This window comes from Allolucifera butyrica (genome assembly GCF_900476375.1).
GTDB classification, from domain to species: Bacteria; Bacillota; Negativicutes; order Sporomusales; family UPPP01; genus Lucifera; species Lucifera butyrica.
Map to the genome: position 1 here is coordinate 163,115 of NZ_UPPP01000072.1, position 12,147 is coordinate 175,261.

13 protein-coding genes are annotated in these 12,147 nt (G+C 43.6%); 1 reads left to right on the forward strand and 12 read right to left on the reverse strand.

Annotated elements, in window-relative coordinates:
• Positions 1 to 169: 169 nt before the first annotated feature.
• From iolG to LUCIF_RS12355, 11 genes are all read right to left on the reverse strand, one after another.
• On the reverse strand, positions 170 to 1,180 hold the full coding sequence (iolG, locus tag LUCIF_RS12305) for an inositol 2-dehydrogenase (protein WP_122628187.1): 1,011 nt from the start codon (positions 1,178 to 1,180) through the stop codon (positions 170 to 172).
• A 32-nt stretch (positions 1,181 to 1,212) separates the two neighbouring features.
• Positions 1,213 to 2,049 (reverse strand): sugar phosphate isomerase/epimerase family protein, encoded by an 837-nt coding sequence (locus LUCIF_RS12310; RefSeq protein WP_122628188.1) that lies wholly within the window; start codon positions 2,047 to 2,049, stop codon positions 1,213 to 1,215.
• 21 nt (positions 2,050 to 2,070) lie between these two features.
• Positions 2,071 to 3,051 carry an ABC transporter permease gene (locus tag LUCIF_RS12315; protein ID WP_122628189.1) on the reverse strand — a complete coding sequence of 327 codons (981 nt, stop codon included), beginning with the start codon at positions 3,049 to 3,051 and terminating at the stop codon, positions 2,071 to 2,073.
• A gap of 23 nt (positions 3,052 to 3,074) precedes the next feature.
• Positions 3,075 to 4,574: a sugar ABC transporter ATP-binding protein gene (locus LUCIF_RS12320; protein ID WP_122628190.1), complete on the reverse strand. Its 1,500-nt coding sequence runs from the start codon at positions 4,572 to 4,574 to the stop codon at positions 3,075 to 3,077.
• Between the two features lie 91 nt (positions 4,575 to 4,665).
• Positions 4,666 to 5,646: a sugar ABC transporter substrate-binding protein gene (locus LUCIF_RS12325; protein WP_122628191.1), complete on the reverse strand. Its 981-nt coding sequence runs from the start codon at positions 5,644 to 5,646 to the stop codon at positions 4,666 to 4,668.
• A gap of 549 nt (positions 5,647 to 6,195) precedes the next feature.
• On the reverse strand, positions 6,196 to 7,242 hold the full coding sequence (locus LUCIF_RS12330) for a LacI family DNA-binding transcriptional regulator (protein WP_165865984.1): 1,047 nt from the start codon (positions 7,240 to 7,242) through the stop codon (positions 6,196 to 6,198).
• 153 nt (positions 7,243 to 7,395) lie between these two features.
• Entirely contained in the window at positions 7,396 to 8,001 is a 606-nt protein-coding gene (locus LUCIF_RS12335) for a DNA-3-methyladenine glycosylase family protein (RefSeq protein ID WP_122628193.1), read from the reverse strand.
• Positions 7,988 to 8,464, reverse strand: a complete 477-nt coding sequence (locus LUCIF_RS12340) for a methylated-DNA--[protein]-cysteine S-methyltransferase (protein WP_122628194.1) — start codon at positions 8,462 to 8,464, stop codon at positions 7,988 to 7,990. Before LUCIF_RS12340 ends, LUCIF_RS12335 begins: the two co-directional genes overlap by 14 nt.
• Complete coding sequence (locus tag LUCIF_RS12345) at positions 8,461 to 9,030, reverse strand: bifunctional transcriptional activator/DNA repair enzyme AdaA (RefSeq protein WP_122628195.1); 570 nt, start codon at positions 9,028 to 9,030, stop codon at positions 8,461 to 8,463. Before LUCIF_RS12345 ends, LUCIF_RS12340 begins: the two co-directional genes overlap by 4 nt.
• Before the next feature lie 199 nt (positions 9,031 to 9,229).
• Complete coding sequence (locus LUCIF_RS12350) at positions 9,230 to 10,219, reverse strand: alpha/beta hydrolase fold domain-containing protein (protein WP_370745316.1); 990 nt, start codon at positions 10,217 to 10,219, stop codon at positions 9,230 to 9,232.
• 34 nt (positions 10,220 to 10,253) lie between these two features.
• Positions 10,254 to 10,748, reverse strand: coding sequence for a phenolic acid decarboxylase (locus LUCIF_RS12355; RefSeq protein WP_122628196.1), 495 nt, complete (start codon positions 10,746 to 10,748; stop codon positions 10,254 to 10,256).
• Between the two features lie 121 nt (positions 10,749 to 10,869).
• Between LUCIF_RS12355 and LUCIF_RS12360 the strand changes: the two genes are divergently transcribed.
• On the forward strand, positions 10,870 to 11,409 hold the full coding sequence (locus tag LUCIF_RS12360) for a PadR family transcriptional regulator (RefSeq protein WP_122628197.1): 540 nt from the start codon (positions 10,870 to 10,872) through the stop codon (positions 11,407 to 11,409).
• Positions 11,410 to 11,898: 489 nt separating this feature from the next.
• Here LUCIF_RS12360 and LUCIF_RS12365 read toward each other — a convergent pair whose 3' ends face one another.
• Positions 11,899 to 12,132, reverse strand: coding sequence for a hypothetical protein (locus tag LUCIF_RS12365; protein WP_122628198.1), 234 nt, complete (start codon positions 12,130 to 12,132; stop codon positions 11,899 to 11,901).
• Between the last annotated feature and the right edge of the window lie 15 nt (positions 12,133 to 12,147).

Genomic DNA, 12,147 nt, shown 5'->3' on the forward strand with positions numbered 1-12,147 from the left:
GGTTCAGAATTTATTGTATAGTTAAATAGTAACTACGATAACACTCCATGTCAAGCATTTTCTAAATTTTAAGGTCCAGGCCCTTTTGTCTAAAGGGCCTGGACCTTATTGGAGTCTTCATTTTTAGCTGTAAAGTAAGACCCTTGATGCCTGCGATCCGTTTTGCAGCTTACTCTTCCAGCCGTACCAGGGTTCCTTCTTTATAAGACTTTTGCGCCGCAAGACCGATTAGCACGGGTTTTAAGCCGTCAATTCCTGAAACCGGGGTGTCTTTGCCGGCGGCAATGCTGGCGAAAAATTCCCGCATTTCTGTTTCAAACGATTCCATGTACCTTTCCAGGAAAAAATATTTGGGCTTATCTGCCGCTACACTCTGCTTCGTGCTGACTACCACATTCGTCGGAACATCATTGGAGACACTGATTCCCCCTTTGGTTCCTAGAACCTCGACCCGCTGGTCGTAGCCATACACGGCTTGCCGGCAATTATCAATCACGCCGATTGCCCCATTTTGAAACTTCAGGCTAATCAAGGCGGTATCCACATCGCCTGCTTTGCCAATGGCTTGATCAACCATGATCCCTGCATTGGCGTAAACTTCCGTCACTTCGCTGCCGGTGAGATACCGGACCATGTCAAAATCATGAATTGTCATATCCAGAAACATGCCGCCGGAAACCTTAACATATTCAATCGGAGGCGGTGCCGGATCACGGGAAGTTACTTTAACAATTTGCACATCGCCAATCTCACCGCTTTGGATTAATTCCTTCACCTTTTTAAAGTTATGGTCAAACCGCCTGTTGAATCCTACCTGAAATTTTACGCCGGCTTTTTTTACGGCGTCCAGCGCTGCATGAATGCGGCGGACATCAAAATCGATGGGTTTTTCACAAAAAATATGTTTGCCGGCCTCTGCTGCTTCAATCGTAATTTGTGAATGAGTATCCGTAGATGAGCAGATCACAACGGCCTTAATTTCCGGATCCGCAATAATCTCTTTGTAATCGGCGTATACATTGGCGATTCCCAGCCCTTTGGCCCACTCCCGAATGGTATCCGCATAAATATCCGCGATGGCCTTCACTTCCACGTCCGGAAAGTTCTTCACGATGTTGCCGGCATGAATTTTACCGATACGGCCCGCGCCAATGACGCCGACCTTGATCTTCTCTCCCATTTGCGAAACCTCCTTATATTGTTTTATCGGCCCTAGCCAATTGCAAAGTATTTGCTCACAACAGCTTTGGTCTTTTCTTTACCTGTTTTAACCGTCTTCTCAATATCCCAATCCCAGTATTCCGGACGGAATAATTCTACCGACACCATTTCGCTGTAGCCAATTTCTTTCAAGGTCTGCAAAATTAAGTCCAGATTAATAGCTCCGTCGCCAGGCCATAACCGTTTGTCATCCCGCAAAGCGCCAACCGGCAAATCCTCGGCATCGTCAATATGGAAAATAAAGATTTTGGACGCATCCGCCTGCCGCAAGTCCTCGATTCTTGATCCCATGGCATGGAAATGGAAGCAGTCCAGAACCATACCGACATTGTCCCGGTTTACCGCTTTCACAATCTCATAAGTCTGGCCGAACGTATTTACGGAACAATTGGGATAACCGACGAATTCATAAGCCAGTTTCATACCGTATTTTGCGGCAAAATCGGCTAATTCGTTTAATACTTTAATGGATTCTTCCTTGATCTGGTTTCTCGTATAACCACCGACATCAAAGGTCGGCACTACGACGGTTTTATGGCAATCAATCCTGGCGCCTGCTTCACACAAAAATTTGAGATTCTCCTTAATCTCCTGATAACCCGCGGCGTCCCGGAAGGTAATAAACTCCAGGGCATTAAATGCATAGGGTTTTATTCTGCTTCGCTTGAAAAATGCCGCCAGGTCGTCCAGGCTGTGTGTTGTCAGATAGTCTTTCAATTTGTCCAGCCGGATTTCAATGAAGTCGTAACCGTGTTTCTCACAAAGCGCCAAATCGGTTTCCAGGTTGGAGTGCTTCATTGTTGTTGCTTGATTAAAACAAAGTTTCATTGTAAATCTCTCCTCTAGTCGTTATTTTTTATTTTTAATCTTGTCGAGTAAAACAGCCCCGACAATGATTACGCCTTTTAATATTTGCTGCCAATAAGGCGAAACATTTAACAGGTCCAGGCCGTTATTGAGGACTCCAATAATCAACGCACCGATCATTGTGCCGCCAATCGTGCCGATACCACCGGATAAACTGGTTCCGCCAATAACGGCTGAAGCAATTGCATCCAGTTCATATCCAACGCCGGAAGTCGGCTGTCCCGCATCCAGCCGGGAGGTCAAAATAATACCGCCCAGACCGGCCAGCAATCCGGCCAGGGAATAAACATAAATTAAAGTTCTTTCCACATTAATGCCGGACACAACGGCCGCCTGGGTATTTCCGCCGATGGCATAAACGTGCTTGCCGAATTTGGTATGTTTCAAAAGGATATGGACCAGCACTCCTGTTACGATCATAATGTAAATCGGACAGGGGATTCCCAAGATATACCCGCCGCCAATAAACTCAAAACCGTGACTAAGATCGGTAACCGGACGCCCATCGCTAAAAATCAGGGCGGCTCCCCGGGCAGCGGTATACATACCGAGGGTTGCGATAAACGGCGGAATTTTGCCCAGAGCGGAAATCGAGCCGTTGATGAACCCGGCAAAAGCGCCCGTAAACAACCCAATCAGGATGGCCAGCAATAGTTGGGAATCACTGTGCGCATAGGTAGCCGTCACCACGCCGACCAGCGCGACGACGGAACCGGGGCTTAAGTCAATTCCGGTGGTGATAATGGCCATGGTAGAACCCATAGCGATAATTGCAATCACCGAAATCTGCCGGACGACATTGATCAGATTCTGGGGATGTAAAAAGGTAGGAGATAAAATAGACAAAATAATAACCATAACCAGCAGGATAATGAGCGTTTCCGATTTTATCAAAATATTTTTTGCTACATTGAGTACCGGTTGGGTGCCGTTTTTTTCCGTGTCCACCTTCAAATTGAGCATGATTTCACTCCTCGCATCTGTTATTAACCAACCATACCGGTTGCACAGCGCATGACACTTTCCTGACATGCCTCTTCCCGGCAAAGTTCTCCCGTTATTTTTCCGGCATGCATTACAATCACGCGGTCGCTCATTCCCAGAATTTCCGGCAATTCGGAAGAGATCATAATGATCGCCTTGCCCTGCTTAGCCAGTTGGGACATGGCCTTATGAATCTCGGCCTTGGCGCCTACGTCAATTCCCCGGGTCGGTTCATCCAGAATAAGAATGTCGGCATTGATCATCAGCCAGCGGGTAATTAAAACCTTTTGCTGATTGCCGCCGCTCAGGTTCTTAATTAATTGGCTTAAATCAGGGGTCTTGACATTGAATTTTCCCCGCATTCCCTCGCAATCTTTCCGAAGCTGGCCGTGTTGGATCAGCCCGCAGTTTAAATATTCATCCAGATTTAATATGGACATGTTATCTTCCACCGATAAGGGTAAAAAAGCGCCGGTAAGCTTTCGGTCTTCGGTTAAAAAGGCCATTCTGTGTTTGATGGCATCCTGGGGGGATTTAATTCGGATTTTTTGGCCGTGAATGTAGACTTCCCCCTGGTCCGGCAAATGGATGCCAAATAAACTTTCCATTAATTCCGTGCGGCCCGCTCCCATAAGACCGGCCAACCCGAGGATTTCCCCCTTATGCAGGGTTAAATTCACATCATAAAACTTCTTAGTTAAGGTGAAATTCTTAAGCTCCAGGACCACCTCGCCAATTTCCGCCGTTTCCTTGGGAAACAACTGTTTCAGTTCCCGTCCGACCATCAATTCAATTAATCTTTCTTTGTCCGTAGCCTGTGTCGGCATAGAAGCCACCATCTCCCCGTCGCGGAAAACCGTGACTTCATCGCTGATGCGAAACACCTCATCCATTTTGTGGGTTATATAAATAAAGGAAACTCCCTTCGCTTTCAACCGGTTAATGATTTTAAACAGATGCTCTACCTCCCGGTCGGTGATCGCCGATGTAGGCTCATCCATGATAATCAGCCGGGAATTATAGGACACGGCTTTGGCAATTTCAATCATCTGCATATACGAGGTGCTCAAATCTTTCATTTTCGTTTTCGGATTGATGGATATTTCTAATTGGTTTAACAATTCCACCGTTTTTTGCTCCATGGAATTGTCATTGACCCAAAAGGTATTGTTATAACTGATTTCCCGGCCTAAAAACAGGTTTTCCGCCACCGTCATGTGGGGAACAGGGCTTAGTTCCTGATGGATCATGGAAATACCCAATTGTAAAGCCTCATTAATGGACCGAAACTTAACTTCCTGACCGGCAAACCGGATCGTGCCGCTATCCGGCTGATACATACCAATCAGTATTTTCATCAAGGTCGATTTCCCTGCGCCATTTTCCCCCATAAGCGCATGAACAGTTCCTTTTTGTACTTTTAAACCGGCCTGATGTAACGCCCGGACACCGGGAAACGATTTGGAGATCCCCTGCATTTCCAGCAAATAATTCAGTTCCATCCATTTCACCTCTCACGATCAAGATAAAACGAATACCATTCGTGAAAAATGGTATTCATTTTATCTTTTTTCTTACGATCCCACTTTCGCTTTACTTGTATTTCGCCAGATATTCGTCCACTTTTTCTTTCGGCACTAATTCATAGGGAATGATTATTTTCTTATCCACTTTTTCGCCTTTCGCAACTTTCGCGGCTACTTCAATTGCAGTGCGGCCCTGTCCTTTGGCGTCCTGAAATACGGTAAAATCCAATTTGCCTTCTTTTACATATTTCAGCGCTTCCGGCGTTGCATCAATCCCGCCGACTTTTATCTTACCAAGCATTCCGGCATCTTCGATCGCCTTCAGCGCCCCCAAAGCCATTTCATCATTTTCCGCCAGTACGCCGTCGATGTGCATATTGGACTGCAGCCAGTTCTCCATTACTTTCATGCCTTTGTCCCGGTACCATTCTCCGGTTTGCGAGGCAACCACCTTAATACCGGGATACTTTTTGAGAATATTATCATAGCCCTGTTTTCTTTCAATTTGGGGCTGATGGCCGTATGTACCTTCCAGAACGACAATATCGCCTTTCCCGCCCAGAAGGTCGGCCATTTTTTGCGCTTCCAGTTCCCCGGAATACACCGAATCGGAACCGACGTAAGAAACGGCCTGGTCCTGATTCGCCAGCGGCCTGTTCACACTAATTACGGGAATTTTAGCCTTAACCGCCTCTGCGACCATCGGTTTGGCCGCTTCGCTGTCAACCGGCATAACAACAATGACATCCACTTTTTGGGCAATTAAATTTTCCATTTGCGACATTTGTTTACTGCTGTCGTATTTAGCATCCATATAAACAACGTCGATATTATCGCCTTTTAATTTCTCAGCCGCCTGTTTCATGCCATCCAGCATGTACGTTTGAAACTGGTCGCTAAAATCACAAAGCAGTACCCCGATTGTTTTCTTAGGCTTCACCGTATCCGCCTTTGCCGATTGTTTAGAGTCACCTGAACCACACCCGCTGACCAAAGAAACCGTAAACAACAGAACAACCAGTAATACCCATACCCTTTTGGCTTTCATCGTAATCCCCCTATCATTTTTTTATTGTTTCTATTCGCTCCATTAATGCCATGGAGTAAACAGCGACAACCTCCATTTGCAACCGCTTGCAATTTTTATGTGAGGTAAAATGAGAAATCATCGTCACACAAGGGATTCAAATAAATATAAAAGTCATATTTCTTCTGTCCAGCTATGGCAGCATCTGGCTGCAAATTTGTTTGTCCAGCAATAACGTAAACTTCAGGCTTTCCATAAATAGGCTGACTATAAACTCAAATCAAAATTTTCAAATCATTCAAATTGTACAATATGCCCTTGGTACCTTAATATAGAGTCAATAGGTACAGACTTTATATAAAATATACCGTAAGCAGTAACACTTATATTGTAATTTCTTTATTTTTTTTGTAATTTTGTTTTATCTTATTTACTCTTCAAATTTACATAGCAAATGCCTAACTGGAATAATTGCACACGTGTGCAATTTGAGGTAAAACGATATTTTGTCAAAAGCAAAATGCACACGTGTGCATTTTTGCACATACATTATTTTTCTGGTAAAATTCATCAAATATTGCCCCCGCAAGACTCTCTTACGACGACTGTAGGCTCGATAATTAATTGTTCTTTTTGGCAATTATTATTCTTTATCAAATTGATTAACATTTCACAGGTTAATATAGCGATTCTCTCCCGTGGCTGATGTACGGTTGTTAAAAATGGTGTAAAATACGTTGCCAGTTCAATATCATCATACCCAACAACGGCGATGTCCTGGGGAATTCTTATACCAAGTTTCTTTAAACCTTCCATAGCGCCGAGAGCCATTAAGTCCGTTTCGGCAAATAACGCAGTAATCCGATGCAACCTATCCTTGCAGTTCATAATTGCCTGGTAGCTGGATTTAAAAGAACGGTCCCCATAAAGCAAGAATTCGTCTTTAAAGGGAACTTGATAATCTGCCAACGCCTTTTTATATCCTGATGTCCGGTTAACAAACTCCTCCCATTTTTCAGCAGTAGAAATACAGGCAATATTTCTATGACCTTTTTTAAGGAGATGTTCGGTTGCCAGATACCCGCCTCTAAAATGATCGGTACAAACTACGTTTTCATTCTGCAGAGACCCGGTGGGAAAGTGATGTAAAAAAACAAAGGGTATGCCTAGCTCTTTCATTAAATTCAACGCATTTATATCTTCTTCATCCAGCGATGGATTCACAACAATTAATCCATCCACTTTATTGCTTTTAACCAATCTTTTAATATTGCTGGAATATCTATGAAACTTATTTTTCGGGAATGCGACAATCAAATCAAGTTCTTCCCGTTCCAAACTCTTCCGGATTAAATTATGGAGTGAGCTATAATACAAATTAACATCAAAATCCTCAAACGACTCGGGATAAATAATCCCAATGGTACCTGTTCTTCTGGTACTCAAGCTTCTGGCGTTCGCATTGAATTCAAACCCTAAATCATGCGCGATTTCAATAATCCTGCTTTTCGTACATTCAGCGACCAAATTACTGCCGTTTAAACTGCGGGAAACGGTTGAATGACTGACTCCGGCAATTTGTGCAATGTCTTTAATAGTAACTGCCACAATATTCACCTTGCGAAACAAAATTATGAATTTTTACACTTTTATTATAACAAGCGATTGCAATTTGTCAACAATTCCCTTTGCAAATTTTTTTGACCTTACTAATAAATACTTATTCTTAATCTAGCCGGATCTGCAATACTTAAATAAAAATACCCATAATTACAATACCGATAGCGCCCAAAGATAAAGGGATGCTACCGACCCATAAGGGTGATACCGCTTTTTATATCGCTCAAATTTCTCTTTGGGAAGCTCTTTTAACCCGTATAAATTCATCATACCCCGGCGTATCGCTAAATCGCCGTAACTTACAACATTGGGCCGGCCCAGGGAAAAAATCAATAACATCTCCGCCGTCCATATGCCAACCCCGTTAAGGGCAATCAGCTGCTTTATTATTTCCTCATCAGCCAGAGTGGGCAACGCGCTAAAATCAATAATGCCAGTGAGAGCCGCCTCGGCAATGCCCATTATATTTCTCGCTTTTCGCTCACTCATACCGCAGCCTTTGATCGCCGCCAGCCCCGCTTTTGATATGCTATGGGGTGTAATATCATGCTTCAACAGAGTGTACATTCTGCCGCTTACCGTTTGGGCCGCCTTTGCGGATATTTGCTGGCTTAAAACACTTTCAATCAGAGCGGCAAAAATGTCCGGCGTTACCTCTCGTTGGATCCTGCCGATCTGATCGATGGCCCTGCCTAGTTTTTTATCCCGCCGCTTCAAATGCTCCATTTCAATTTGTCCATATTCAAAAAAAGGCATTGCCGAATGTTCCTTCCTTACTGAGTAATATTTTTTTCAGCGCCAGTCCGCCGCGATAGCCGGTTAATGTGCCATTGGTGCCAATTACACGGTGGCAGGGAATGAAGATAGGAATTGGATTCCGGCTGCTGGCCAGTCCGATTGCCCTTGCGGCTTTTTCCTTGCCCATTTTCAGGGCAATCTCTTTATAGGTGGCAGTTCGTCCATAAGGAATCTCACCCAGCAGCGACCAAACCTGCTGCATAAAGGCGGTGCCAACAGGATTGAGCGGCAGGGTAAACCTCTTTAATTCACCGGCAAGGTACCGGTCCAACTGGTGTGATGCTTCTACCAGCAAAGAGTTTTTTCCTTCTGTTGCGGGTTTTGGCAAAGCCTCCCTGCCAAAATATAAATTGGTAATACTGCCGTCCATTTCGGCAATCCCGATTTCCCCAATCATAGTATTGCAAAAATAAACATTCATGGTTCGCCATCTCCCCCCTTTCTATATTCCTGCGGGGTCAATCCTGTTTGTTCTTTAAAACATCTATGAAAATTCGATGCGCTCTGGAAACCGGCAAGGCAGGCAATTTCCAGAATCCCGGCATTGGTTTGCCGTAATAAAGAGCAAGCCTTTTTTACTCTGCTATTCATAATATACTGCCTCGGAGTAATGCCCGTACTTCGCTTGAATAACCGGGTAAAATGGCTGGGACTCGTGTTTAGCTGCCTGGCAATAATGTTTAAATCGACCGGTTTAGTGTAAACTTGCCGCAGTATTGCCTGAGCACTACGCACTAAGTCCTGCTCCGGGTCAAATGCCGGCATATCCGGGCGGCATCGTTTGCAGGGACGAAAGCCGGCTGCAAGAGCAGCCTCCACCGTATCAAAAAATAGAACATTTTTACCAACCGGCGTTTTCGCTTTGCAAGATGGCCGGCAGAAAATGCCGGTCGTTTTCACTGCATAGAAAAACAATCCATCGTAGGCCTTGTTGCAGCGGGTAACAGCTTCCCATTTTTCGCGCTCCGTTAGTGCCATTGTTCCCATAGTTACTCCTCCATCTGTCCTGCAGAGCATCCCTGCGCAGCCATGTGCCTCTCTCTTTGATTTTAGTATAATACAATTGTTATCAAAAGATCGTCCTATATTTTATCAAGTAATTCTGATTCTCTCTATTCTATAGGAAAAGAAGAAAAGCCGGGGTTGTCGCACTAAGAAATCCAGTGCGACAACCCCGGCCCATTTTCTATTTAAAATGCTTATCAAAAAAACTGATGATCACCTGCATTACTTCCGGCTGAATCCAATAAATACCGCCATGCTGCGCCCCTTTGACAACATACCGGGTCGACTCAATGCCCTGCGCTGTCAGTGCCTGATGCAGAATTTCCGTTTGACTCGGCGAAACAAGGGTGTCCTTATCGCCATGCATCAAGAGGAACGGAGGAGTTTGGTCAGAAATATACGTAATCGGATTGGCTGCTTTGGCCCTTTCCGGGTCAGCTAAAATGCCGCCGTCTTTACCGCCAAAAACAGGGCTGCCGTTGACCCAAAGCGCTTCGGTAGCTCCCGGTGATTTATGCAATTCCTGCACTTCCGGGGAAAAGTCAGATCCCACTCTGGTTAAATCAGATAATCCGTAAAGGTCAACAACCGCCTGCACATTGCTGTTTTGATTTAAATTATCGCCTTTATCAAATTGTTTGGTTCCACTTGTGGTACCAGCCATGGCCGCCAAATATCCGCCTGCCGACCCTCCCAATACGCCAATCTTATCGGGATTGATATTAAATTGTTCCGCATGCGCTTTAAGATAACGAATTGCCGACTTTACATCTTCTAAAGGCTGGGGAAAAACCGCCGTCGGGGCAACCCGGTATTCTATGCTGGCAACAACATAGCCGGCTGCGGCAAGGTCCATACGCTGCTGTATGTAGCTGTCTTTATTCGCATTGATAAATCCGCCGCCCGTTATAAAGACAATGGCCGGCATTTTTTCCTTCTGCTGCGGTTTTAACACGTCCATTTTCATCGCCACATTTTCGTAGCCCCGCATCGGAACCTGCTCGTACACGACATTCGAAATAAGCTGAATTAAAGGATGCTTTATCTCAACATCCAAACTTTTACTTGCCGCAGTATTTCCCGCAGCGGAAACACTTCCCATCAGGCCGGTCATTAATAATCCCGACATGACCATAATTCCCATCGTTTTTTTTAATTTCAATCGATTCACCCTGCTTTCTTTTTTAAGTTTCTTTGAAAATAAACTAGTTTTTTCTTTTGGTATAGGTTTCCGGGAGTTCACCGGGGGCACAATTGATTACTTCCTCTTTATCCGCACCGCACTCTTCAAGAAAGGTAATTGTCGCAAATTCATCAACAACCATTTTAGGATAGGTTGGCCCCTGATCACGGTACTTTTTCATCAGCGGCAGATATTCATTTTGGAAGCATACTGTCTTCTTGGGATCTTCTTTAATCCAGGCGGGAAAAAAGATTGTACCATGGATTTTCCGCGTAGCTAAATTAAAGGCCAGGCTCACGCAAGTGCCTGTCGGTTCATCCCATGATATCTTGTAAACGTCGTCTGCCAGGGCAACAATATAGGCCTCTTGTCCTTTTACCCAGCGGCCACCGACAATTCCGCTGTGAATCCGGTAATCAAAGGTTTTATCATTCTTGATATAGACTTCATACTGCCAGCCATTATCATAGGTATAAATAAAATGTTTACCAATTAAATTTTTTAATTCTTCCTTCATTATTCTATCTCCTTTTACTTTTTATCTAAATATCAACATGTAAATATGTACATGTTGATATTTATGTATATATTATATATACTGTTATTTTAGAAAGTCAAGTAAAAGGGGCAATATTTGAATGAATACATTAGAATACGCGATCTTAGGTTTAATCGATAAACAAAAAGTTACGGGATATGACTTAACTAAAATATTTAATGACAGTATCGCCGATTTTTGGAGCGCCAATCAAAGCCAGATTTATCCTGAATTAAAAAAATTAGTCCAAGCCGGGCTGATTCAGTATAAAGTTGTAATTCAAGGTGAAGTTCTTGAAAAAAAGCTCTATTCAATTACCCAAAAAGGAAAAGAAGTATTAAAACAATGGGTTCTGGAAGAGGAACCCCCGCTGCCGCAAAACAAGGATATTTTTAAACTGCGTATTTATTTTGCCGAACATTTGAGTAACGAAGAGCTTTTGAGAAAGTTTAAAGACCGGCAGGAAGAATGCAATCATCTTTTAAAACGCTATCGAAAAAAGGTCGCAGAATACCAGGATGTACAGATCCCGCCCGAAAAATTAGGTGATTTTATTTTATTAAAGGGTGCAATCAGGCAATTGGAATCGCAAATCACATGGATTGATGAATCGTTAACCTATATTACTAACTATAAATAAATTCAAATTCCACCCATAAATACAAAAAATAATTTTCTCCACCACGATACTTAAGCCCCTATTTGCCGCTGCCAGCAAATAGGGGCTTAACCAGCTATACTGTATCCGGGCGATAACACCCAGAGGAATTTTCACTCTATCCCAACATTTAACATATTATGTATTAGGTTCTATCCACAAAAGACGACATCACCAAAAACCCGCGAGATTCTTTGCGTGGGTTTATTTTTTCATGCTTTGGTAATTGTAATACTTGGGAAAGGACGGTGATAGTTACGACTTCTCTAGGCGATGTAAAATACAATTTAAGAACCCGGTTCCATAAAACGGTCAAAGTGAAACCGATTCAGCCACTAAAACCTATACAGCCGATAAAGCCAATCATTCCCATAAAACCGATCACTCCGATAAAACCATTATCGCTTTCAAGCCCATCGGATAGCTAAATGAATTTACAAGGGCAAACTAATTGGAGAAATATTGAATGTATCAATCCTTTCTCGCGATTTTAGCTAAGAAAATTACGTAGCAAGAAATGCAGGCTGACAAAAATGCAAAATATATTCCCCCAACGTAGCCCACGGTTAGGCAGCTAATGCCAAGTCCATACCAGCCTAGTTTTGACTGATTGTCGTATTTTTCCCAAAACAAATAGAATAGCCCGGCAATGACCCCAGCCCCCAGGGTTCCCACAATTCTTGACAAGTGGTACATGTCAACCATACTTCTCCTCCTTGT

Bases quoted from the DNA above. Each gene is read 5' to 3' on its own strand.
- iolG (WP_122628187.1), bottom strand. From the start codon at position 1,180: ATGGGAGAGAAGATCAAGGTCGGCGTCATTGGCGCGGGCCGTATCGGT.
- LUCIF_RS12310 (WP_122628188.1), bottom strand. From the start codon at position 2,049: ATGAAACTTTGTTTTAATCAAGCAACAACAATGAAGCACTCCAACCTG.
- LUCIF_RS12315 (WP_122628189.1), bottom strand. From the start codon at position 3,051: ATGCTCAATTTGAAGGTGGACACGGAAAAAAACGGCACCCAACCGGTA.
- LUCIF_RS12320 (WP_122628190.1), bottom strand. From the start codon at position 4,574: ATGGAACTGAATTATTTGCTGGAAATGCAGGGGATCTCCAAATCGTTT.
- LUCIF_RS12325 (WP_122628191.1), bottom strand. From the start codon at position 5,646: ATGAAAGCCAAAAGGGTATGGGTATTACTGGTTGTTCTGTTGTTTACG.
- LUCIF_RS12335 (WP_122628193.1), bottom strand. From the start codon at position 8,001: ATGCCTTTTTTTGAATATGGACAAATTGAAATGGAGCATTTGAAGCGG.
- LUCIF_RS12340 (WP_122628194.1), bottom strand. From the start codon at position 8,464: ATGAATGTTTATTTTTGCAATACTATGATTGGGGAAATCGGGATTGCC.
- LUCIF_RS12345 (WP_122628195.1), bottom strand. From the start codon at position 9,030: ATGGGAACAATGGCACTAACGGAGCGCGAAAAATGGGAAGCTGTTACC.
- LUCIF_RS12355 (WP_122628196.1), bottom strand. From the start codon at position 10,748: ATGAAGGAAGAATTAAAAAATTTAATTGGTAAACATTTTATTTATACC.
- LUCIF_RS12360 (WP_122628197.1), top strand. From the start codon at position 10,870: ATGAATACATTAGAATACGCGATCTTAGGTTTAATCGATAAACAAAAA.
- LUCIF_RS12365 (WP_122628198.1), bottom strand. From the start codon at position 12,132: ATGGTTGACATGTACCACTTGTCAAGAATTGTGGGAACCCTGGGGGCT.